Origin of the sequence: Pigmentiphaga soli (genome assembly GCF_039541095.1) — a bacterium.
GTDB lineage: Bacteria > Pseudomonadota > Gammaproteobacteria > Burkholderiales > Burkholderiaceae_B > Pigmentiphaga > Pigmentiphaga soli.
In genome coordinates this window covers 1-23,186 of record NZ_BAABFO010000002.1, presented here as the reverse complement: position 1 = coordinate 23,186, position 23,186 = coordinate 1, and the positions used below count along the sequence as shown (strand labels likewise).

The 23,186-nt window shown below is 66.0% G+C and carries 20 protein-coding genes and 1 pseudogene; 7 read left to right on the top strand and 14 right to left on the bottom strand.

Going from position 1 to position 23,186, the window contains the following annotated elements:
• Positions 1-76: 76 nt before the first annotated feature.
• Together ABD927_RS02485 and ABD927_RS02480 are read left to right on the top strand one after the other, a co-directional pair.
• Entirely contained in the window at positions 77-895 is an 819-nt protein-coding gene (locus ABD927_RS02485; RefSeq protein WP_345245982.1) for an ABC transporter permease, read from the top strand.
• 12 nt (positions 896-907) lie between these two features.
• Positions 908-1,744: an SDR family NAD(P)-dependent oxidoreductase gene (locus ABD927_RS02480; RefSeq protein WP_345245980.1), complete on the top strand. Its 837-nt coding sequence runs from the start codon at positions 908-910 to the stop codon at positions 1,742-1,744.
• A 104-nt stretch (positions 1,745-1,848) separates the two neighbouring features.
• Here the strand turns inward: ABD927_RS02480 and ABD927_RS02475 are convergent, their stop codons facing one another.
• From ABD927_RS02475 to ABD927_RS02455, 5 genes are all read right to left on the bottom strand, one after another.
• Positions 1,849-3,096, bottom strand: coding sequence for a YbdK family carboxylate-amine ligase (locus ABD927_RS02475; RefSeq protein ID WP_345245978.1), 1,248 nt, complete (start codon positions 3,094-3,096; stop codon positions 1,849-1,851).
• A gap of 296 nt (positions 3,097-3,392) precedes the next feature.
• Complete coding sequence (gene argH / locus ABD927_RS02470) at positions 3,393-4,892, bottom strand: argininosuccinate lyase (RefSeq protein WP_345245976.1); 1,500 nt, start codon at positions 4,890-4,892, stop codon at positions 3,393-3,395.
• Between the two features lie 27 nt (positions 4,893-4,919).
• Positions 4,920-5,735, bottom strand: a complete 816-nt coding sequence (locus ABD927_RS02465; RefSeq protein ID WP_345245974.1) for an ABC transporter permease — start codon at positions 5,733-5,735, stop codon at positions 4,920-4,922.
• Positions 5,736-5,739: 4 nt separating this feature from the next.
• Positions 5,740-6,588 carry an ABC transporter permease gene (locus ABD927_RS02460; RefSeq protein ID WP_345245972.1) on the bottom strand — a complete coding sequence of 283 codons (849 nt, stop codon included), beginning with the start codon at positions 6,586-6,588 and terminating at the stop codon, positions 5,740-5,742.
• 7 nt (positions 6,589-6,595) lie between these two features.
• The gene (locus ABD927_RS02455) at positions 6,596-7,726 is read right to left on the bottom strand and encodes an ABC transporter ATP-binding protein (protein ID WP_345245970.1); all 1,131 of its coding nucleotides are present in this window, start codon (positions 7,724-7,726) and stop codon (positions 6,596-6,598) included.
• Between the two features lie 210 nt (positions 7,727-7,936).
• On the opposite strand from ABD927_RS02455, the gene ABD927_RS02450 reads away from it, so the two are divergent.
• The 5 genes from ABD927_RS02450 (at position 7,937) to ABD927_RS02430 (ending at position 13,373) form a co-directional block, all read left to right on the top strand.
• Positions 7,937-8,734 (top strand): putative hydro-lyase, encoded by a 798-nt coding sequence (locus tag ABD927_RS02450; protein ID WP_345245968.1) that lies wholly within the window; start codon positions 7,937-7,939, stop codon positions 8,732-8,734.
• Positions 8,735-8,756: 22 nt separating this feature from the next.
• Positions 8,757-10,364 carry a gamma-glutamyltransferase gene (gene ggt, locus ABD927_RS02445; protein WP_345245966.1) on the top strand — a complete coding sequence of 536 codons (1,608 nt, stop codon included), beginning with the start codon at positions 8,757-8,759 and terminating at the stop codon, positions 10,362-10,364.
• Positions 10,365-10,386: 22 nt separating this feature from the next.
• Complete coding sequence (locus ABD927_RS02440; RefSeq protein WP_345245964.1) at positions 10,387-11,607, top strand: diaminopropionate ammonia-lyase; 1,221 nt, start codon at positions 10,387-10,389, stop codon at positions 11,605-11,607.
• 18 nt (positions 11,608-11,625) lie between these two features.
• Positions 11,626-12,834 (top strand): M20 family metallopeptidase, encoded by a 1,209-nt coding sequence (locus ABD927_RS02435; protein WP_345245962.1) that lies wholly within the window; start codon positions 11,626-11,628, stop codon positions 12,832-12,834.
• 68 nt (positions 12,835-12,902) lie between these two features.
• Positions 12,903-13,373: an Lrp/AsnC family transcriptional regulator gene (locus ABD927_RS02430; RefSeq protein WP_345245960.1), complete on the top strand. Its 471-nt coding sequence runs from the start codon at positions 12,903-12,905 to the stop codon at positions 13,371-13,373.
• An 8-nt stretch (positions 13,374-13,381) separates the two neighbouring features.
• On the opposite strand, the gene ABD927_RS02425 is transcribed toward ABD927_RS02430, so the two are convergent.
• The 9 genes and pseudogenes from ABD927_RS02425 to ABD927_RS02385 form a co-directional block, all read right to left on the bottom strand.
• Positions 13,382-14,749, bottom strand: a complete 1,368-nt coding sequence (locus ABD927_RS02425) for an MmgE/PrpD family protein (protein ID WP_345245958.1) — start codon at positions 14,747-14,749, stop codon at positions 13,382-13,384.
• Between the two features lie 13 nt (positions 14,750-14,762).
• Positions 14,763-15,869 (bottom strand): extracellular solute-binding protein, encoded by a 1,107-nt coding sequence (locus tag ABD927_RS02420; RefSeq protein WP_345245956.1) that lies wholly within the window; start codon positions 15,867-15,869, stop codon positions 14,763-14,765.
• Between the two features lie 215 nt (positions 15,870-16,084).
• Positions 16,085-16,336, bottom strand: coding sequence for a BTH_I0359 family protein (locus tag ABD927_RS02415; RefSeq protein WP_345245954.1), 252 nt, complete (start codon positions 16,334-16,336; stop codon positions 16,085-16,087).
• 66 nt (positions 16,337-16,402) lie between these two features.
• Positions 16,403-16,774 (bottom strand): hypothetical protein, encoded by a 372-nt coding sequence (locus tag ABD927_RS02410; RefSeq protein WP_345245952.1) that lies wholly within the window; start codon positions 16,772-16,774, stop codon positions 16,403-16,405.
• Positions 16,775-16,799: 25 nt separating this feature from the next.
• Positions 16,800-18,269, bottom strand: a complete 1,470-nt coding sequence (locus ABD927_RS02405) for a TrkH family potassium uptake protein (protein ID WP_345245950.1) — start codon at positions 18,267-18,269, stop codon at positions 16,800-16,802.
• Positions 18,270-18,272: 3 nt separating this feature from the next.
• Positions 18,273-19,649, bottom strand: a complete 1,377-nt coding sequence (gene trkA / locus ABD927_RS02400) for a Trk system potassium transporter TrkA (RefSeq protein WP_345245949.1) — start codon at positions 19,647-19,649, stop codon at positions 18,273-18,275.
• Positions 19,646-20,398 carry a response regulator gene (locus ABD927_RS02395; RefSeq protein ID WP_345245947.1) on the bottom strand — a complete coding sequence of 251 codons (753 nt, stop codon included), beginning with the start codon at positions 20,396-20,398 and terminating at the stop codon, positions 19,646-19,648. Before ABD927_RS02395 ends, trkA begins: the two co-directional genes overlap by 4 nt.
• A gap of 18 nt (positions 20,399-20,416) precedes the next feature.
• A complete protein-coding gene (locus ABD927_RS02390) occupies positions 20,417-22,867 on the bottom strand; it encodes a sensor histidine kinase (protein WP_345245945.1) in 2,451 nt (816 codons plus the stop codon).
• Positions 22,864-23,186: pseudogene (locus ABD927_RS02385) on the bottom strand (hypothetical protein); the annotation flags it as partial. The pseudogene ABD927_RS02385 and the gene ABD927_RS02390, both read right to left, overlap by 4 nt.

The following is a 23,186-nucleotide window of genomic DNA, read 5'->3' as shown; positions in this document are numbered from 1 at the left end:
ACGCGGCCGTGATCGGCGGATGCCGTGACTGCCCGAAGTGGCCGCAATCGCCGGATGTCGTAGAAGGAGCCAAGCCATGAATCATCCCGCCGTCTCTCCGCTCGTGCTGCCGGCGCCGGCGCGCGGCCCGCTGCTGGCGCGGCGCCTGGCCCGGCTGCGGCCGGTGCTGTTGCCGCTGGCCGCCGGCGTCCTGCTGTGGCTGGCCTGGACCGCGGCCGTGGGCCGCTTCGGCGTGTCGCCGGTCATCCTGCCGGCGCCCGGCGCGATCGCCGGCGCCTTCCACACCAGCTTTCCGCTGCTGATGGAACACCTGCGGCAGACCGCCGGCGAGGCGCTGGTCGGCCTGGCGCTGTCCACCGCCTGCGGGCTGCTGATCGCGGTGGCCATCAGCCTGTCCGAGGCCATCTACCGCGCGGTGTACCCCGTGCTGATCGCGATCCAGGTCATCCCGAAGGTGGCGCTGGCGCCGCTGTTCGTCATCTGGATCGGCGTCGGCATCGAAACCCGCATGGCCTTCGCCGCCTTCCTGGCCTTCTTCCCGATCGTCGTGTCGGCCGCCACCGGCTTCGTGCGCGCCGACGAGAACCTGCTGCGGCTGTGCCGGGCCTATTCCGCCAGCCGCTGGCAGGTGTTCGTTTCTGTGAGGCTGCCGGGCGCGGTGCCGCACATCTTCAGCGGCCTGAAGGTGGGCGCCACGATGACCATGATCGGCCTGATCGTGGGCGAATTCGTCACCGCGCAGTCGGGTCTGGGCTACCTGACGATGTTCGGCGCCGCCACGCTGGAAACCGCGTTCATGATGGCGGCGATCTCGCTGATCTGCGCGATCGGCGCCACGCTCTACCTCGTGATGACGCTGTGCGAGAAGCTGGTGCGGCGGCTGATGGGGATATGAGTGAGCGGCGCGATGGGAGGATCCCTGTACGGCCGGGTGGCCATTGTGACCGGCGGCAGCCGCGGCCTGGGCCGGGTCATGGCCGAGACGCTGCTGGACGCCGGCTGCCGGGTGCTGATCACCGCCCACCACGAACCGCAGGCATTGGACGAGGCCGGGCATTGGGCGGGGGCGCATGCCGCGGCCGGCCGGCTGGCCACGCTGCGCGCCGATGTGACCTCGCCGGAAGACTGCGCCGCCACCATCGCGTGCGCGGTGGAACGCTTCGGCCGCATCGACGTGCTGGTCAACAACGCGGGCGTCGGCATGGGGCAGGTCGACCCCGGCGCCCACAACCGCCACGGCACGTTCTGGCACACGCCGGCCGAGGCCTGGCGCAAAATGGTCGACACCAACCTGAACGGCCCGTTCTACATGGCGCGCGCCGCCGTTCCGCACATGATCGAACGGGGCTTCGGCCGCATTGTCAACATCTCGACCAGCCTGCCCACCATGATCCGCGCCGGCTACTCGCCCTACGGCCCGACCAAGGCGGGGCTGGAAATCGCCACCGCGATCTGGGCCAGGGAACTGGCCGGCACCGGCGTCACCTGCAACGCGCTGCTGCCCGGCGGCGCCACCGACACCCGCATGATCCCGGGCGAAGGGCGCGGCCGCGCCACCTACGACGGCGCGCCGCTGCTGGCGCCGGACATCATGCGGGCGCCGGTGCGGTGGCTGGCGTCGGAACGCTCGTCGGCCTGGACCGGCCGCCGCTTCATCGCCAAGCTGTGGGATCCGGCCTTGCCGGATGACGAAGCGGTGCTGAAATCCGCCATGCCGGCGCAGGACGTGCCGGCGACGATCTAGCCGCGCGGTGGAAAAAGCCGCGCCGGCGAAGCGCCGGGCCGGCGGCAGTCCGCGCCGGAGCGCGGCGGCGGCACCGGCGAACCGAAGGCAGCCCGGCCCGCCGCTCAATGCAGCGGCCGGATCGTGCGCCGGATCAGCGGGCCGAATACCTCGGCGGCCAGAATCGGTTCCGAACTGGCGCGCACCCTGCGCCGCGCCAGCGGCAGCGGCAGCGGCGTCTCGACCTCCACCTGCGCGGGCGATTCGCCGCGCCATACCGCGGCGGCGCTCTCGACCACCGCCGCCATCTCGCGGCAATGGTTGAAGCGCGCCCGCAGCCAGCGGGCATCGCTGCCCATCTGCAAGGCCTCTTCCCGCAGCAGCCCGATCGGTTCGGCCGTGCCGAGTTCCAGCGCGACCGGCATCACGCGATCGAACACGGTGCGCAAGTGGTCTACCAGCCGCATGCGGCCGCAGACCGGATCGACATAATTGCCGTGCAGGCCGAAACGGCTGGCCTGGAAGCGATTGGTGCGATAGCCGAGCCAGGCCGAGTCCGGCGGCGCCGCTTCGCCCTCCATCAGCACGGCCAGCGCCTGCGCGAAGGCGGCCAGGCGGCAGGCCTTCTCCACCGTGAGCGGCGTGTCGCACACGCGCAGCTCCACGGTGCCGAATTCGGGCTTGGGCCGCACGTCCCAGTACAGGTCCTTGATGCTTTCGATCAGGCCGGAATGCTGCAGCTGCGCCAGGTAGGCCTCGAAGCCGTACCAGTCGGCGACCTCGGGCGGCATGTGGCCGCACAGCGGGAAGCTGTTGAGCGCGTTCAGGCGGCTGCAGGAGAACAGCGTGTCCACCCCTTCGAAATACGGCGACGACGCCGACAGCGCGATGAAGTGCGGCACATAGGGCGACAGCTTGCGGGTCAGCGCGATCGCGCCGTCGCCCGAGCCCACGCCCAGGTGGATGTGCTGGCCGAACACGGTGAACTGGCGCGCCAGGTAGCCGTACATTTCCGACAGGTACAAGAAACGCGGCGAGTCGTAGATGGCGCGCTCCTGCCACCGCATGAACGGATGCGTGCCGCCGCCGGCGATCCGCACGCCCACGGCATCGGCCGCGTCGTTCAACGCATCGCGCATGGCGCGCATCTCCTCCAGCAGGCGGGCCGGATCGGTATGGACCGACGAATTCAGCTCGATCATGGCCTGCGTGATCTCGGGCTTGACGCGATCGGCCATCGGATGATTGACGAACTGCGCCAGCAGCTCGTCGGCGGCGCCTTTGAGATCGTGCGTGGCCGGGTCGAGGATTTGCAATTCGAGCTCGATGCCGAGCGTATGGGGGGCGGACGGCGTGAAGGCGATGGTTTCCATCGTGGCGCTCCCTGATGTCGATTGGGGCCCGCGGCGGCCCGGATCTCTTGTGGCGGCGCCGTCCTGGGGCGCGCCGTGCATGGTTCGCAGAGCGATCGGCTCTTTACGATGACATCAGTTTAGGCTCAAGATTGCGTCGATTCGATGAAAATAGGCCGCAATTAGGCTTTATCCCTAGAGGGCTGGGACGACCGCAGCGAACTTGAAAAGTTCAAAAAGCCTGACGCGCCTACCCATCGGATGCAGGACGCAGACGCGCCGTCCGTCTGCGCCTTGCATGGGGCTTCGGCCCGGGATCAGTTGCTGCGGGCGAGAATCGCCGCGACGGCGGCATCGAGCGCCTCCGCAGCCGCTTTCAGCCGAGCGCGTTCCTCCCGGAGACGGCCGGCGGCGGCCTTGGAGTCATCGGCGGCCATCCGAAGCATCTTGGCAACCTCGGACGGTCCGACCGACCCTTCGCTGGTCCGGGTCGATACGAAGGCGGTTGCATCCAGCGCCTGATGAATTTGCGCGTCGGAAAGAGACAGCGAGCGGCCAATCGTCTTTTCCGCGGCCGCGTCGAGCTCGGCCGCCCCCACCGACTGCGGCGAGAGTTTCTGTTCCAACGAGGCTTTGACCAGTGCGCCGACAATGTGATGGGCGCGGCGGAAATCCAGCCTCTCCTCGCGCACGATGACATCCGCCAGGTTGCTCGCGGTGCTCCAATGCGCGCCCGCCCGCTCGGCCATCAGGTCTTTGTTGATACGCAGGGTGGCGACCACGTCTTCCATCAGCATCAGCGCCCAGTTGGTCGTTTCGAAAAACTCGAGATTGCCCGACGAGAAGAAGCGGTCGGAATCGATGCTGGTGGGCGTGCGCAGCATGCCGAGCTGCGACGGCATCCATCCAATCGACTCGCCGCCCAGAGCCCGCACCCGCTCCAGCACATAGGGATTCTTCTTTTGCGGCATGATGCTGCTCGTTCCGCAAAGGCCCTCGTCCAGTTCGACCAGGCTGAACTCCCACGACGACCAGATGTACAACTCCGAGGCCAGGCGGCTCAGCCCCGACATGAGAATCGAGAGGCCGCTGGCGATCTCGGCCAGGTAGTCCATGGCAAAGCCTCCGCAATCCTTGGAATTGCGGATGGGTGCGGAATGGCCGAGCAGCGCAGTGGTGCGCCGGCGGTCGATGGGCCAGCTGGTCCCGGCCAGCGCCACGCCGCCCAGCGAATTCATGTTGACGCGGTCATAGATCTGGAACAGCCGCTCGAAGTCCCGGGCGAATACATCGTATTGGTAAAGCGCGTAATGGCCCAGAATCCACGGCTGCGCGTGCTGCAGGTGGGTATATCCGGGCATCAGGACATCGACCCATTCCGCGGCGCGGTTGCGTATCGTTTCCTGAAACGCCAATACCTTTTCGATGATGTCCAGCAGGCTGTCGCGGGCGTGGACACGCGAAATCGCGGCATTCTGGTCGATGCGGCTGCGCGCCAATTGCAGCACGCCGGCGGCGTCCTGTCCGACGCGCGAAGCGATATAGTGCTCGACCTGCAGCAGCAGGCTGCCCTTCGAAGGGTCTATGCCCAGCAGTCCGGGGCCCTTCTCTCGGATTTCGAGCAGCGTGCTGAGCAGGGCCTTTGCCGCGGCCAGCGAGATGATGCCCTGTTCGGCCATCATCGAGACATGCGCCAGGTCGACGCTGACATATGCGTCGAACATCGCGCTGTCACGTGCGAGGATGGGTTTATAGACTGCCTCCACGAGGCTTGCCCGCGCCGGCTTGCCCAGGCGCGCGTCGGTTAAATTGGCCATGATTGCTCCGTTAAAGAGTGAGAATCTCTACCGCGCACGGGGCTCTTCATTGACGATCAGCCTCAATACGCCGAAGACGCGTTCGATGAGCGCGACGAATAACGCCGCGAAGACGATCAGAAAGCCGCTGACGGCCGTCACCACCGGATCGTCGCCCTGCGACGCGTAGTTGAATATTTCCGTAGGCAGGGTGGTGGCCCCCGGCTGCGACATGAAAATCGCGATCGTCACTTCATCGAACGAAAGAAGAAAAGCGAACAGCAGGCCGCCCATGACTCCCGGCGCGATAAGCGGCAAGGTGACGCGCGTAAGCGTGTACCACCAGGACGCGCCCAGGCTCTGGCTGGCCAGCTCGAATTGGCGGTTCAGGCTGCCAAGGCTCGTCAGCACGAGCCGGACGACGTACGGCAGCGTTATGAGGATCTGGCCCGCCAGCAGGCCATAAGGCGAGGTGCGGACCGCGAAGAAGGAGAACAGCTGCAGCAGCGCAATCGCGAGCACGATGTGGGGCAGCGCCAGCGGCATCATGATCACGTTGACGATGAGATCGCGGCCGCGGAATGCCGTGCGGCCCAGGATCAGCGCGCTGACGATGCCCAGCAGTCCGGATATGGCGGCCACCAGCAGCGACAGGACCAGGCTGAATTTGAAGGCATCGATGAAAGCCGGCGTGTTGTAGGCGGTTTCATACCAGCGGATGCCGAAAGCCCGCGGCGGAAAGCGCGTATAACCCTCGCCCGTGAAAGACAGGATCATGATCACGACCAGCGGCGCCAGCATGAATAGCGAGAAAATGACGGCAAACAGCCGGCGCAGCGCATGCAGAAAGGTGGCGGACGTCATGCCGTCAGACTCCCAATCGGTTCGTTGCCCCGCGGGACAATCGCTTGAAACCCCACAGGACCAACAAAGAGGCGGCGAGCAGCGTAATGGCCAGCGCCCCGCCCGTATGGGAATCGAACAGCACCAGGTTCTGCTGATAAACGATGAATGGCATGGTCTTGTTCGCGGTGCCGCCCAGCAGGACCGGCGTGCTGAATGCGGTCATCGAGATGGAGAAGACGATCGAGCAGCCTGCGACGATGCCGGGCACGCTGAGCGGGAACAGGATGTCCCTGAAGAGCCGTGCGTTGGAGGCTCCCAGTGTGGAAGCAGCGGCGAGCAGCCTCTTGTCGATCTTGCTCATCGTCGTGTTGAGCGAAAGGACCATGAATGGCAGATAAATGTGCATCATTCCGATCACCACTGCGGTTTCGGTCTTCAGCAGCCGCACCGATAATCCGTCGGGAAGCAGGGCATTCAACACGCCGCTAGGGGTGAATATCATGATCCACCCATAGGTGCGCACGATCACGCTGATGAACAACGGCGAGATCACGACGAATAGAAAGACGCGCCGCCACCTGCTTTGCGAAAAATACAGATACAGCGCCGCGGGATAACCCAGGCAGAGCGCCGCCAGCGTGGTGAAAAGGCTGATGCGCAGCGTGCGCCACATCACGTCCCAGTAGAATTCGTCGGCCACGATGTCGATGTAATTGGCCAAGGTCAATGGCCGGCCGTCGCTGCTCAGGCTGTTGACCAGAACAATGCCGAACGGAATCAACAGGAAGACAAACAGGAACAGAATGACGGGAAGGAGCAGCAGGGCGCGCACACCGGCGGCCGAAAGCTTGAAGCTTCTTTGTGGTTGCATATCGCGCTCAGGCTGCGGTGGCGTTGACGAAGAATCCGGCATCGGCTTGCCAGCCTATTTCCACGCAATCGCCGACATACATGGCATCGGCATTCTCCGAAAGGCCGCAGACCTCCACTTCCCCATGCTCGGTACTGACCCGGATCGTGGCGGTGGGCCCTCCGTACAGTACCTCGGCGACCTTGCCCCGGATGCGGTTGGGACATGAGGCGGGCGGGCTGATGCTCAGTTCTTCGGGGCGCAGGAACAACCTGTGCGGTCCCGGCGGCAATTCGGCCAGGCGTGCGTCGTCCAATCTGACGCTTGTGGCCCCTACCCGGAAATCGGCCTCGGCTCCGGTACGCGTCAGCACGCCATCGAAAGCGTTCGAACGGCCGATGAACCCGGCGACGAACGCCGTGCGCGGTGTTTTGTATATCTCGCGCGGCACTCCGACCTGATCGATATGCCCGCCGTTCAGTATCGCAACCCGGTCGCCCAAGCCGAATGCCTCTTCCTGGTCGTGGGTCACGAACACGGTGGTAACGCCGGTCGCCTTCTGGATGCGTTTGAGCTCGACCCGCATTTCATCTCGCAGGCGGGCGTCGAGATTGGAAAGCGGTTCATCCAGAAGCAGCAGGCGCGGCGCGACGGCCAGCGCGCGCGCGATGGCCACGCGCTGCTGCTCGCCCCCGGAAAGCTGGCGCGGGAAACGCGTCCCTTTGCCGCCGAGCCTGACGAGTTCCAATAGTTCTTCCACCCGCCGTGTGATGGTGCCTTGCGGCACCTTCCTGACTTTGAGACCGTACGCGACGTTTTCGGCAGCGGTCAGGTGAGGAAAAAGCGCATAGCTCTGGAATACGACCCCGACTTCGCGTTGCCGAGTGGCCAGCGAAGAAACGTCTCTGCCATCCAGCACGATTGCGCCATTGCGAACCGGGATGAAGCCGGCGATCGCCCCGAGCAGCGTCGACTTGCCGCAACCCGAGGGGCCGAGCAGGCAGAAGAATTCCCCCGCCCCGATGCTGAGGGAAACCGAATGAAGCGCGGTGGTCGAACCGTATCCGACATTCAGCCCCCGGATATCGAGCGAGGCGCCGGCGGTCCGTGCGGATTTTCCGGCACCCGGCGCGCCCGCCCGGGCTTCATTGACGTCCATGGCAAGCGAGCTGCGCGACATCTATATCCCTTGTTTGAAGATCGTTTCGAAATGGCGACATACGGAACGATCATAAGGACAAAGGGATGATCAAATTCGTCGATTTACGGCCCCAGAACGACGCGAATAATCATGTTCATTTGGCCAATAGACTTTATCCCGCAGTTTCTGTGTCTATGATGACGTTTATCAAATTCGGGAGATGCAGGAATGCAGACACCAGCGGCGGCTTTTTCTTCACCTTTGGCGGCCCGCCAGGCAGTGCGGTCGGGGTCATATACCGGCTATACGGCTGCACTGGTGCCGGGCTATGTTCAAGCCAACATCTGCATTCTTCCGAAAGACTGGGCTTCGGATTTCCTCCTCTATTGCCAGCGCAATTCCCGCCCCTGCCCATTGATCGCCTGCAGCGATCCCGGCGACCCCCGGCTGCCGAGCCTGGGCGCAGACCTCGACATACGCACGGACGTCCCGCGCTACCACGTGTTTCGCAACGGCGTGTTCACCGAAGAAACGACCGACATCTCCGCATACTGGCGGGACGACCTGATCACGTTCGCCTTGGGCTGCTCTTTTTCCTTCGAAGAAGCGTTACGCGACGCGGGATTGCCGTTGCGCTATCTCGACCTGGGCCGCGTCGCGGGGGTCTACGAAACGACGATCGAAACGGCCGCGGCCGGACCCTACGCCGGGCCCATGCTGGTCACGATGCGGCCCTTCGTTGCCGCTGACGCCATCCGGGCAATCCAGATCACCTCGCGTTTCCCCAACGTGCACGGAGCCCCCGTCCACATTGGCGACCCGGCACTGATCGGCATCGATCTATCCAAACGTTATCGGGATGTCGGCGACGGGACAGTGGGACGCGGCGAACTCCCTGTGTTCTGGGCATGCGGCCTGACCCCCCAGATGGCGGTAATGCGCGCCAAGCCCCCGCTATGCATTACGCACGCCCCCTCCTGCATGCTGGTGACGGACTTGCGCAATTCGAGCCTCGCAACCTTGTAGTCAGAACACTCGCAACCGCAACATGACATTCCGCTCACCGACGTTTCGAGATTTCGAACTCCCGGGAAAATCGGAGGCCATCGCCACTTCGGCCATGGCCGCCACTTCCCATCCCGCGGCGACCCTGGCAGCGCTCGACATACTGCGCATGGGGGGCAACGCGGTCGACGCGGCCGTCTGCGCCGCTGCCTTGCAAGGGGTGGTCGAGCCGACCCAGACCGGGATCGGGGGCGACTGTTTCGCCCTGATCATGCGCGACGCCGGCACGATCACGGCGCTGAACGGCTCCGGATGGTCGCCCGCACGTATCGATCCGGAACGGATCCGCGCGAGCGGGCTGCGGGAAATACCTGTGGAAAGCGCGACGGCGGTGACCATCCCCGGAGCGGTCAGGGCATGGGAGACATTGTTGTCCGACCACGGCTCGATGGAACTGGAACGCGTCCTGCAGCCGGCGATCCGAGCCGCCGAAGACGGTTATCCGGTGCTGGAGCGGCTGGCTTACGACTGGCGGCGGCAGCAGCAGAAGCTATCGCGCAACGCCGCGGCCGCCGCCGTCTTCCTGCCGGGCGGCGAACCGCCGCAGGTCGGCGCGCGACACCGGCAGCCCCAGCTTGCGAAGACGTTGCGTGCCATCGCCGCCCGCGGGGCCGCGGAATTCTATTGCGGCGCAACGACGCAGCGGATGGTCGAAACGTTGACGGCACTGGGCGGCGCGCATTCGATCGACGACTTCGAGACGTATCGCGCCGAATACGTAGACCCGCTATCGGCGCGCTATCGCGACTACCAGCTTTGGGAGTGCCCGCCGAACGGCCAGGGCTTGGTGCCGCTGATCATGGCGTCCATGCTCGACCGCTTCGACATGAGCCAGTACGGCCCCGTCAGCGTCGAGCGCTTCCATCTCCAGGCGGAGGTCGCCAGGCTGGCCTACGCCCAGCGGGATTCATTCATCGGCGATCCGAGACACGTCGCCATGGACATCGACGGCCTTCTTGGTGCGCCATACATCGATGCGCTGGTGAAAAGAATCTCGCTGACGAAACGGATGGCTGACATCGCGCCTCGCCCGGCCCCACGGCACAAGGACACCGTTTTCATTGCCGTCGTCGACCGGGACGGAACCGCCGTCGCATTGATCAACTCGATATTCGACGACTTTGGCAGCGGCATCGTCTGCCCCCATAGCGGCGTGCTTTTCCATAACAGGGGCAGCAGCTTCGTGCTCGAGTCAGGCCATCCCAATGCGCTCGCCCCCAGAAAGCGCCCTCTCAACACGATCATTCCCGGCATGCTGGCCCGCAACGGCCAGCCCGTGATGCCGTTCGGCGTCACCGGCGGGCATTTCCAGCCGAGCGGGCAGCTGCAATTGCTCGGCAATCTGCTCGATCACGGATTGCCGGTCCAGCAGGCCGTGGATCTGCCGCGGATGTTCGCCCGTGGCGACAGCTTCGAAGTCGAACGCGCGGTGCCGGAATCGGTCATCGCCGGCTTGCAGGCGCTCGGCCATGGCGTCACACGGTGTTCCCACCCGCTTGGAACAGCCCAGGCCATCTGGATCGACAGGGCCAACGGCGTTCTGCGCGGCGCAGCCGACGGCCGCCGCGACGGGCTCGCGCTCGGATATTGATTTCAATTAGAAGAGAAATTTCGTGCTCACCACTGCATTGGCTTCCAGACTGTTCCTCAATCCGCGAGCCTCCCACTCGCCTTACGCTGACGAAGGCCGGGACGACATCCTGAGCCTGCACGCATTGTCTCTGGCGCGTGCCGAGATTCAATCGTGGGAAGGCTACCAGGCCACGCCCTTGCGATCGCTGCGCTCCATCGCACATGAAACCGGCGTCAAAGCCGTCTTCTACAAGGACGAATCTCAGCGTTTCGGTCTGGGCAGCTTCAAGGCGCTCGGCGGTGCCTACGCGGTCTTTCGCCTGTTGCAGGCGGAGGTGGAAAGAGCCACGGGCGCCAGACCGTCATCGCGGGAACTCATCGCCGGCAAGTATGCTGAACTGACGCGCACGGTCACCGTCGCGTGCGCCACGGATGGCAATCATGGGCGCTCAGTGGCATGGGGCGCGTCGCTTTTCCACTGCCAGGCAGTGATCTACGTGCATGGCAGCGTCAGCACCGAGCGCGTCGGCGCGATCGCCGCATACGGTGCCCGCGTCGACCGCATAGAGGGCAATTATGACAACGCCGTATCGCGCGTGGCGCAGGATGCGGCGCGGATGGGATGGCATATCGTCTCCGATACTTCGTACGAAGGCTATGTCGACGTTCCGCGCGACGTCATGCAGGGCTACGGCGTCATGATCGAAGAGGCGATCGCCCAGGCGGGAACGATGCCGACCCATATCTTCGTGCAGGGTGGCGTCGGCGGCGTCGCCGCCAGTACGTGCGCCTATCTGTGGGAACGCTTCGGCGCGCGCCGGTCCACCCTGATCGTGGTCGAACCGGAAACCGCGGACTGCCTGTTCCAATCGGCCATGGCCGGCCGCCCCACCGCCGTGGCCGGAGAACTGGAGACGATCATGGCCGGACTCGCGTGCGGCGTCGTATCGCTATTGGCGTGGAAGATTCTGGACAAAGGCGCGGATGCGTTCATGACGATCAGCGACGCGGCGGCCGCCGATTGCATGCGGCGTCTGGCCGCGCCGCGAGAGGGCGATCCGCCGGTGGTCGCGGGCGAATCGGCCGTCGCCGGCCTCGCCGGATTCTTCGCCGTCTGCGGCGATCCGCAGCGTCGCGCGCAGCTCGGCCTCGACGAGGACAGCACCGTGCTTTTCCTGGGTACCGAAGGCGCCACCGATCGCGACGTTTACAAGAAAATCGTCGGTGCCGCACCGGAAGACATCGACCGAAACGCGACCTGACCATCTCCAAGGAAAATCATGAGTCTGCTGCACGTGCTGGATGATGCCATTCGCGCCGAACGGGCGACATTGCTTGAATTGGCCGCCCGGCTGGTAAGGGCGCCGAGCATGAGTCCGCCCGGACATACGGCGGCCGTCGCGGCGGAGGTGCTCGCTTATCTGCGGCAGGCAGGATTGAGTCCGCAGGTCGTCGCTGCCGAGGCAAGCGCTCCCAATGTCGTCGCCGAAGTGGAAGGCACCGGATCCGGGCCGCATGTGGTTTTCAACGCCCATATGGACACCATGCAGGCGGGCGACGAAACCGCATGGACGGTGCCCGTTCTCGATTTGACCCGCCGGGATGGCAAGGTCTTCGGACTGGGCATGGGAAACATGAAAGGCGCGCTGGCGGCCATGTGCCTGGCAACCGCCGTTCTCAACCGCCACCGCCACCGATTCGCCGGCAAGCTCACGATGACGGCGGTGTGCGACGAAGTCATGTTCGGCGAGCGGGGCACCGTGCATCTGCTGCGAGCCCGCCCCGACCTTGCCGGCGATTATCTGATCAGCGGGGAAGGTCCGGGTTTCATGCAACTGGCCCCGGCCGAAAAAGGCCTGCTCTGGCTGGACGTCCAAGCCCAGGGGATGGGTGGGCATTCCTCCCGCGCGCTGGAAGGCCGCACCGCTGCGATGCGGCTCGCGGTCTTTCTTTCGCGGCTGGACCGGATGAATTCCCATTTCGCCGTGCCGCCGGCGCAAATCAAGGACATTTCGGGCGGGGAAGGCAACCTCGGCATGAGGTTGTCGGCCAACGTGGGCGCCATGTCCGCCGGCGAGGTGCGCAGCCTCATTGCCGAACACGCGCGCGCGGAAATCGATTTCCGCCTGCCTCCCGGCATTTCGGCGGCCGAGGTTCAATCCCAGGTAAACGCCCTGGCGCAAGAAATCGGCGGACTGTCGGTAACGGTCGTCAAAGCGTGGGATGCGAACTGGACCGCGTTCGAAAACCCCTTGGTCACGACGATCAGGAAAGTGGCCACTGAAATTCGCGGCGTGCCGCCGGAGCTCGTGGTCAGGCTGCCCGGAAGCGACGCCCGGCGCTGGCGCGACCTTGGCACGCCGGCGGTATGCTACGGACCGCAGCCGACTTTGTCGGCCGGCGTGGACGACTATGCCAACGAACAGGATCTCATCGACTGCGCGGTGATTTATGCTCGTACTGCCATAGGCTTGATGGGAATCGTATAGCGGTGGCTTCGAACTCGATGCCGGTCACCACGCTGTGGCATTCCGTAGCGCGAACCGGGGACGGCACCATGAAATTCGACTCTTTTGATGTAAAGATTCTCAATCTTCTGCAGCAGAACAACCAGATCACGAGTGCCGAGCTGGCCGAACGGGTGAATCTATCCTCGGCCTCGTGTCTGCGCAGGGTACGCAGGCTGAGGGAAGAAAAAGTCATCACGTCGGATGTTTCCATCGTTTCCCCCGAAGCGGCCGGGCGCGGGCTGACGATGATCGTCATGGTATCGCTGGAACGGGAGAGGTCCGAACTCCTGGATAATTTCAAGCGCTCCATCCTGGCGCGGCCCGAGGTCACGCAGTGCTATTACGTGACGGGGGAAGCCGACTTCATAATCGTGCTGCACGCATCCGATATCGGCGATTACGAACGTTTCACCAAGAAATTCTTCTTCGACAACCCGAACGTCCGGCGGTTTTCGACCATGGTGGTGATGGACCGGATCAAATTTTCAACGGCCATCCCGATCGACCTGGCAGAATGAGCCGCGGCCTAGGGCCGCAGCAGCGCTATCCATTCTCCGGCATCGGCGGACGCCTCGATCCGGTCTGCCAGTCGCACCAGCGCTTCGGCGCGTTCACGATTCAGCCGCAGCTCCAGCAATTGAAGCGCCTTGGCGCGCAGTTCGTCGTCCGTCAACGGATTCTCGGGCGCGCCTTTTGCGAATTCAACGCTGCGCGACAGCGTCCGTCCGTCCTGCAAGGCGATCCTGACGGTGGGAGAGGCCCCGGTCGCCAGCGCGCGATCCCATATCAGCTCGGTGGCCCGCATCAGGCGCTGTACTTCGCTATCTTCGACATTTGGCGGCGAATATTGGGCCAGCCCCGCCCGCTGCGTGGCGGCGGCGACGGCCAGGCTATAAGGAAGGCTCAGCTGGGCATCCAGAAGCGTGTCGATGCGGCGTCCGCCCAGCTGGCGTATGGCGGTTTCGTCGCAGTGAACCTCGATTTTCACGATATCCGCCGCCGTGACGGAGTGCGCAGCCATCAGGTCGAACAGCGCGTCGATACCCGAATGGATGGCCCGGCAGCAGGCATATGGCTTGATGCCCGACCGCTCGATCCAGAAGTTTTCGCCGAGCTTCGCGAGCACCCGTTCAGGTCGCGCATCCGCGCCGCAGTACGTCGGAAAGAAGCCTCCCCACGGCGCCTCGAGCACGAAGCGCGGTCCGGTCATCCCGGCGCGGGCGAAAAAAGCCGCCATGACGCCGGCTTCGGCTGCCTTGCCGGAATGGACCCGCTTCGTCATCGCGCCATCGGCCAGATAGGCCCATGTGCCGCCGGTAAACGTTCCGGCAATGCCCAATGCCGCGGCAAAGCGCATGGCGTCCAGCCCCATCAGCCGGGCGACCGCCGCTGCGGCGCCGAACGTCCCGCATGTCCCGGTATTATGCCAACCGCGGTCGTTGTGAGCCCGATAGCCGCCGGCGCCTTCGGTGACGCGCGACATCACGTCGAAGCCGGCCACGATGGCCGTCAATACCTCCTCCCCGCTGTAACGCCCCGTTTGGGCGACGGCCAGCACGGCGGGCACGACGACGGCGCCGGCGTGCCCGCCGCCGAAGCCGTCGAGTTCGAGCGCATGGGCGGCGGTGCCGTTGACCAGCGCCGCCAGCGCAGGTGGCAGTGCGCTATCCGTTCCGAAAACACAGCTGCTGCCGGAACCGATGCCGGCATCGGCCAATGCCTGCCTGCATGCCTGGGCCGCGTCGGCTTCAATGCCGGCAACGGCGACCGCGACGATATCCAGCAACTGCCTTTTCGCCTGTCGGATGGCGTTGGCCGGCAGTTTCCGAAAAGTTGCGCTGCACCAATATTCAGAAAGGGATTCTGTGAGGGAATGCGCCGCTGCGGAGTTCATTTGGAATGCCTGCTCAGCGTTGCCGTTCCACGCGCTGATTCCAGCCGTCGAACAAGGCTTTCCGATGCTCCGCCAGATAGCTCCAATCGGGGCTGAATACCTCCGTGGCCGGGGGGAAATAGGATTTCAGATCTTCGTCGATCTGGATATCGGGCCGGATCGGGCCATAACCGAGCAGGCGCTCGAGCTTCAGCTGCGTTTCTGCCTGCAATAAATAATCGATCCACGCATGGGCAGCCTTCGGATGCGGGGCGCCTTTGATCACGCCGGTTTCGACCCGGTAACCGGTGAATCCCTCCTTGGGCCGGGCGAAGCCGATCGGCACGCCGGCACGCCGGAACTGCAGCGCGCGCAGCGCGACCTGCGGGGCGAGCCAGACATCCCTCTGCTGGAAAGCGCTGTCGAGCGCCCCCGGCGAGGAGAAAACGTCCATCAGGTTCGGCCTCAATGCGGACAGGCGGTCAAGGGCCGCATCGAGATTTCGCTGGTCGCCGGTCAGTATGTGCGCCAGCATCGCCACCAATGCCTTGGCCCCGGTGTTGCCTATGGTGAGAATGCCCGCGTGCCCTTTGAATTCCGGTTTCCACAGGCTGAGCCAGGAATCCGGCGGCGGCAGGCCTTTTTCGGCGAAGATCTCGGTGTTGTAAAGCAGCCCGACTGCATTGACACCGACCGGGAGCGCGGTCGGACTGCTGCGCATGCTGGCGGGAATCGCTTGCGCATTGGGAATGAGCGCCTCGTCGAACTGGGCCAGCAGGCCGTCGCGGGATGCATCGACGGTGGTCTCGCTCGTGACCCATGCGACGTCGATGCTCGGACGGTTACGCTCCGTGCGGTATTTGGCCAGGAGCTCGGATCCATTGCCGGCGATATAAATAAGCCGCTTGACGCCATAAGTGCGCGAAAATTGCGGAAAAATCTGCGTTTCGATGAGCCGCTGGGTCGAGCCGCCGACGCCTGAGATCACCAGCGTATCTTCGGCCTGCGGGGCCGCCGCGCGGGCAACGGACGCAATACCGAGGGCGCTGCCGAACGACACCGCGATGCCGGCGCCGGCGCCCTTCAAGATAGAACGCCGATTGGATTGTGCTGCCGACAGGCGGCGATTATCTGACGTCATTCTCTTCCCTTATTGCAAGATATGCAGCATGACTGCCCTGAAAGTCATGGTAGCGCGCGGCCAATGACGATATCCGTCATTTTTCCGGCCGAATTGGCGATTTTCATCGATTTGCGGCGATGCAGCGCCACTCGCCGGGAGACCGGCGCGCCGCCCTGCCGGGCATGAAAAAAGCCCCACAATGGGGCTTTCCGGGAAGTGAAGAACAGAATGGGTCAGTGCAGGGTCAGGGGACGGTTCATGAATTCATCGAATTGGCTGAGGAATTCGTCCACGTCTTCCATCGTAGGCTCGGTAGCGATCAATTCCTGCACCTTGCTGCGGAATTGATCGGCCGATTCGCCCGCGATGTAGACCTCGCGCCGGGATTGCTTGTCGACGATTTCGAATCCGCCGCCATGGGCTGCCCCTTCCAGCTGGGCGAATTCCACTACGACGTAGTTGGGGCTGTTGTAGATCATTTCCATGGCCTGGCTCCTGAAATCAGGGGTCTGCGGGACCTTGATTCGTACATGAGGCGTCGCCGGCGGAAATCAAGGGGCGGACGGATCCCCGCCTGCATCGGGCTCGAGCGCCAGATGCCCCCCGAAAGCCGGGCCGGACAGCTGGCGGCGCAGTTCGGGCAGGTGCTGCGCACTCGCCACCTCTATCCACATCCTGGCCGGCCGGGACAGCCGCAACAGCCGCGCGACCGTCACCCGCAGCGGCAGCTGGCCCACGCAACACGCGCAGCCCGCCGCCAGCTGTACCAGTTCGACCCCCGGCGGGGCCTGGAAAGTTCCCGGGCCGCCTTCGATGATGACGGCGCGCGGACCCGGGCCGGTATCGGCCTGCGCGGCCTCCAGCGCCAGGCTGCGGCCGCGGGCCAGCTCGGCGCCGGCCAGCAGCGTCAGCGCAGTGGCCATCGCCGACCTCCGCAGCGCCCGGCGCTCATTTCTTCCAGAACGCCCGCGTGAACAGCACGAGCACGGTGAACAGCTCGAGCCGGCCCAGCAGCATCGCGAACGAGCAGACCCAGGTCTGCGTGTCGGTCAGCACGGCATAGGTGGTGGTGGGCCCAACCTCGCCCAGGCCCGGCCCCACGTTGTTCAGGCTGGCCAGCACGGCGGTGAAGGCAGTCAGCGGATCCAGCCCGGTGAACAGCATCGCCATGGTCATCAGCAGCAGCGACGACCAGTACAGCAGGATGAAGGCCAGCACCGAGAACACCACCTTGTTGGGCACCGGCAGGCCGTTGAGGGTGACCGGATTGATGGCGCGCGGGTGCAGGATGCGGATGAACTCGCGCCGCGCCTGCTTGACCAGGATGACCATGCGGATCATCTTGATGCCGCCGCCGGTTGAGCCGGCCGACGTCGCGAAGCACGACAGCACCAGCATCAGCAGCGGCGCGAACAGCGGCCACGAGGCGTAGTCGGTATTGGAAAAGCCGGTGGTGGTGGCGATCGATACCGTGTTGAACATGGCATAGCGCAGCGCCGTCCAGAACGAACCGTACACGCCCCGCTGGTACAGGAAGAAGGCCACCACCAGGCCCGTGACGAGCACGGCCGCCACGTAGTACTTGGCCTCCGGGCAGCGCCAGTACGGGCGCAGGCTGCGCGCGCGGAAGGCGTTGAAATGGGTGGCGAAATTGATGCCGGCCAGCAGCATGAAAAATATCGACACCAGCTCCACGCCGGTCGAGTCGAAGTCGATGAAACCTGCATCCCGGGTGGAAAAGCCGCCCAGGCCGAGCGTGGTCGCCATGTGGCAGTAGGCGTCGTACCAGCCCATGCCGGTGGCGCGGTAGGCCAGCAGGCACAGCGCCGACAGCGCCATGTAGATCGCGTACAGCCCCTTGGCGGTGCCGGCGATGCGCGGGGTGAGCTTTTCGTCTTTCATCGGCCCGGGCGTCTCGGCCCGGAAGATCTGGCTGCCGCCCACGCCCAGCATCGGCAGGATGGCCACCGCCATCACCAGGATGCCCATGCCGCCGATCCAGACCAGCGTGCAGCGCCAGACGTTGATCGAGCGCGGCAGGTATTCCAGCCCCGACAGCACCGACGAGCCGGTGGTGGTCAGCCCCGACATGGCCTCGAAATAGGCGTCGGTCAGCGACAGCGGCTGGCCGGCGTCGTGGAAGTACAGCAGCAGCGGCGCCGCCGCGATCAGCGGCAGGAGGCTCCACACCAGCGACACCAGCAGGAAGCCGTCGCGCGGCTTGAGCTCGCGCTGGCCGAGCCGCGTGATCGCGTACACCGCCGCGCCGGCGCCGAACGACAGCAGCGCGGCGTCGATGAAGGCCGCCAGCCCGGCATCGTCGTAATACAGCGCCACGCCGATCGGGATCGCCATCGTCAACGAAAACAGCGCCATCACGAAGCCGACGACGTTCAGGACCGGAACGAGTTTGCGCATGGCTCAGAAGAAGGACACCGATACCTGGAACAGCTTCTCGACTTGCGCGATCAGGCGCTGGTGGGCGACGAACACGATGACGTGGTCGCCCGATTCGATGACGGTGTCGTGGTGGGCCATCAGCACTTCGTCGTGGCGCACCACGGCGCCGATGAAGGCGCCCTCGGGCAGGGCCAGGTCGCCCACCTGGCGGCCGATCACCCGCGACGACTTGGCGTCGCCGTGGGCCACCGCCTCCAGCGCCTCGGTCACGCCGTGGCGCAGGCGGTGCACGGCCACCACGTCGCCGCGCCGCACGTGGCGCAGCAGTTCGCCGATGGTGGTTTCCGACGGCGAGATGGCGATGTCGATGCGGCCTCCTTCCATCAGCTCGGCATAGGTCTTGCGGCCGATCAGCGCGATCACGCGGCGCGCGCCCAGGCGCTTGGCCAGCAGCGCCGACATGATGTTGTCTTCGTCGTCGCTGGTCAGCGACAGGAACAGGTCCATCTCGCCGACGTTCTCTTCCTCCAGCAGGTGCTCGTCGGTGGCGTCGCCGTTGAGCACCAGCGTGCGGCTGGGCAGCCGCGAGGCCAGGTATTCGCAGCGGCGCCGGTTCTGCTCGATCACCTTGACCTCGTAGCCGGCGCTGATCTGGCGCGCCAGCCGCAGGCCGATGTTGCCGCCGCCGGCGATCATCACGCGCCGCACCTTGCGGTCGCGCTCGCGCAGCTCGCGGATCATGTCGCGCACGTGGCGGGTGGCGGCCAGGCACAGCACCTCGTCGCCCGGCAGGATCATGGTGTCGCCTTCGGGCTCGATCAGGCGGTTCTGGCGAAAGATCGAGATGATGCGGATGTCGGCCCGCGGCAGGTGTTCCTTCAGGCTGTGGATGGGATGCTGCACCAGCGGGCTGCCGGCCACCGCGCGCACCGTGACGGCGCTGACCTTGCCGCCGGCGAATTCGACCACCTGCAGCGCCTCGGGAATCTCGATCAGGTTCTCGAGGTAGTCGGTCACGCTGCGCTCGGGGCTGATCACGTGGTCGACGCCGAAGCCGTCGCTGCCCATCAGCTCGGGCCGGTCGATGAATTCGCGCGAGCGGATGCGGGCGATGCAGCGCGGCACGTTGTAGACCTGCTTGGCGATCTTGCAGGCCACCAGGTTGGTCTCGTCGGCGGTGGCGCAGGCGATCAGCATGTCGGCGTCGGCCGCGCCCGCCTCGCCCAGGACCGTGATGTGGGTGCCGTTGCCGACCACGCGCATCAGGTCGAGCCGCTCCTGCAGCTCGGCCAGTCGGTTCGCGTCGGTGTCGATGACGGTGATGTCGTTGTGCTCGGAGACCAGGTTCTCGGCCACGCTGGTCCCCACCCGGCCGGCGCCGAGTATGACGATTTTCATACGCTGCGCTTGCGCGAGAGTTCGATGCCGAGCTGCTTGAGCTTGCGGTACAGGTGGGTGCGTTCCAGGCCGGTCTTGTCGGCCACCCGCGTCATGCTTCCGCCCTCGCGCGCCAGGTGGTGCTCGAAGTAGACGCGCTCGAAGGCGTCGCGCGCCTCGCGCAGCGGCAGGTCGAGGGAGAGGTCCTGCAGCGGGGTGCGGGGCGGCGCGTCGGCCGGCAGCGTCGCCGGGACGGGGCGCTCGGCCACCGCCGGCTGCACCGGCCGTCCGTAATCGGCGCCGACCGCGCCCACGGTGGAGGTGACCGGGGGCGGCGCATAGGCGGCGGGGCCGCCGGCGCGCACCGCGGCCGGGGCGGCGACGGCCGCCGGCCGGGTACCGCTGCGGCCGCGCTCGAGGGCGGTGGAGATGGTCTTCAGCAGCCGCGACATGGTGATCGGCTTTTCGAGGAAATCCATGGCGCCGATGCGGGTGGCCTCGACCGCGGTGTCGATGGTCGCATGGCCGCTCATCATGATGACCGGCATGTCGAGCACCCCTTGCGAGGCCCATTCCTTCAGCAGCGTGACGCCGTCGGTATCGGGCATCCAGATGTCGAGCAGCACGACATCGGGACGATGGGCCGCGCGCAGCGCGCGCGCGGCCGCCGCATTCTCGGCGAGATCGACGGTATGGCCCTCGTCGTAAAGAATCTCCGACAGGAGCTCGCGGATACCGACCTCGTCGTCAACCACCAGAATTCTGGCCATATTTTTTAGAAACCTCTGTTACGCGGACTGCGATGCCGCAGCCTGTGACACACCTCCGGCGCCCGCCTGGGCCGCCGGCTCGCCCGCCAGGCGGGTCAGCAAGATGGAAACCATCGCGCCGCCCTCCTGCCGATTGGCGAGATCGATCCTGCCGCCATGCTCTTCAATGATCTTCTTGACGATCGCCAGCCCGAGCCCGGTGCCGCGCGCCTTGGTCGTGACGTAGGGCTCGAAGGCCCGCTGCAGGATGCGCTGCGCGAAACCCGTCCCGCTGTCGGCAACCGTGAGCTTGACGGTGGCATGCTCGCGGCCGTCGGGCAGGCGCTGCGTGACCAGCCGCGTGGCCACGCCGATGAGTTCCTGCGGCGCCTTGCCCGGCTGGCCGGCCTCGGCCTGCTTGGCCCCGTCGCGGGCGCGTTCCTCGATGGCATCCTTCGCGTTGGCGATCAGATTATGAATCACCTGCCGCAGTTGTGTCGCGTCTCCCATGATGCGCGGCAGCCCGGGATCGAGGTCGACCGTCAGCGGCACGCTGCGGGCGCCGTCGCGCAGCAGCCCTTCGGCGCTGTCCCAGCCGTACAGCGTCAGCACCTCGGCCACCAGTTCGTTCAGGTCGAGCTGGCGCGGCTGCGCGGGCGGCGTCCGGGCGTATTCGCGGAAATCGTCCACCATGCGCTGCATGGAGCTTACCTGGTTGATGATGGTGGTAGTCGAACGCCGCAGCATGTCGGCCTCGGGTTTCTCCAGTTTGTCGGCCAGTTTTATCGCGATACGTTCCGCCGACAACTGAATGGGCGTCAAGGGGTTTTTGATTTCGTGCGCCAGCCGGCGCGCGACTTCCCCCCAGGCCACCGCGCGGTTGGCGGAGATGACTTCGGTGATGTCGTCGAACACCACCACGTAGCCGCCGTTCCCCCCGTTGGCCGGCAGATGCGTGCCGCGAGCCAGCAGAGTAATCGACATGTCGTCGGACGGCACGGCCGAAATGTTACCTTCGCCCTGGGCGCGCGCGGGTTCGGCCGCCTGCGGGCGGGTGATCTCGAACTGCTGCTGCCAGTGCGGGCGGCCGGTGGCGGCCGCCATGTGCTCGGCGAAGGCGGTGCGGATGGTCTGCGCGAAGGCGGTCAGGCCGTCGATGGTTTCCAGCGGGCGGCCGGCCACCGCGCGCAGGTCGACCCGCAGGATCTGCTGCGCGCCCTGGTTGACGGTGGCCACGCGGAAGGCTTCGTCGAACACCAGCACGCCCGACGACAGATTGCCCAGAATGCTTTCCAGGTAGACATTGCTGCGTTCGAGCTGGCGGCGGTTGCTCTCTACCATGCGGCGCGCCTCGTCCAGCTGGCGCGTCATGGCGTTGAACGAGCGGGTCAGCTGGCCGACCTCGTCGCGCGCGGGAGGCTCGGGAATCGGCCGGTAGTCGCCCACGCCCACGGCCTGCGTGCCCTCGGCCAGCCGCAGCAACGGCCGCACCAGCCGCGACGACAGCGAGAACGCGGCGGCGATGGCGGCGAATACCGCCAGCAGCAACGCCAGCGTCAGCGTGATGCCGTACAGATTGCGCAGCCCCTGGCGCGACAGCGACAGCTCCTGGTAGTCGCGGTAGCCGTTCTGCACCTGTTCGGCATTGGCGGCGATCTGGTCGGGCACCGGCTGCACCAGTTGCAGGTAGCGCGGCTCGGCCGGCAGCATGCCGGGCAGTTCCAGCGCGCCCGCCGGCGCGATCGGCACGATCACCCGCAGCCGCAGCGCGCTGCCGCCGGTGTCGCGCGTGGCGCCCAGCGGGCCCTGCTCGCTTTCGACCGTGGCCGAGCTGGGCGCGCTGTTCGACTCGGCGGCCGCGTAGCCGCGCGAAATCCGCAGCTGGCGCAGCACCTGGGGCGGCGGCGCCTCGGGCAGCAGGGTGCCGTAGACGCTCGTGGACCACGCGATGATGCGGCCGCTGGAAGTGAACACCATGGCCTCCTGCACCGCGGCGCGGTCGCGCAGACGGGTCAGCGTGGTGGCGATGTCGCCTTCCTGCGCGTCGCCCAGTTCGAGCGACATCGAGCGCGCCTTGGCGTTGATGTCCTGCAGCTGGGAATCGAGCGCGGCCCGGCCCAGCGCCAGGCCGGACTCGAGCGCGGTGTCGACCCGCACGTTGAACCACGACTCGATCGAGCGCGACAAAAACTGCACCGACAGCATGTAGATCAGCACGCCGGGCACCACGCCCACCAGGGCGAAGGCCAGCGCGAAGCGGGAGGTGAGCCGGGCGCCGAACTGGCGCCGGCGCAGCTGGTTCATCAGCCGGACCGTCAGCGCCGCGACCCACGAGAACAGCACCAGCGCGACTACGCCGTTCAAGGCCAGCAGCAGGTCGTAGTGCTGTTCGAGCCGCGACGAATTGCCGGTGGACCAGGCCAGCAGCAGGAGCAGCGCCAGCGCGCTGACCGCGCCGACGCCGAGCAGGATGCGCAGCAGGCGGTTCATGGCGCCTCCGTGGCGGGCGGGGCCGCCGGCCCGGCGCCGGGGGTGGCGGGCGGGACGGCCTGGGGCGAGGCGGGGCCGGGGGACGGCTGGCCCGCATCGGGCGGTACGCCGGGGACCGGCAGCTGGCCGTTGGACGGCAGCTGGCCGTTGGCTGGCGGCTGGCTATTGGCCGGCGGCGGGTTGCCGCCCGGCAGCGACAGGCCATTGCCCGCCGGGGCCTGGCCGCCTTGCGGCAACCCGGGGGGGCCGGCGCCCGCCGGCGCCGCCGCTGCCGGCGGCGGTCCTTGTGCCGGCGCATCGGTGGCCGGCGGTCCGGCCG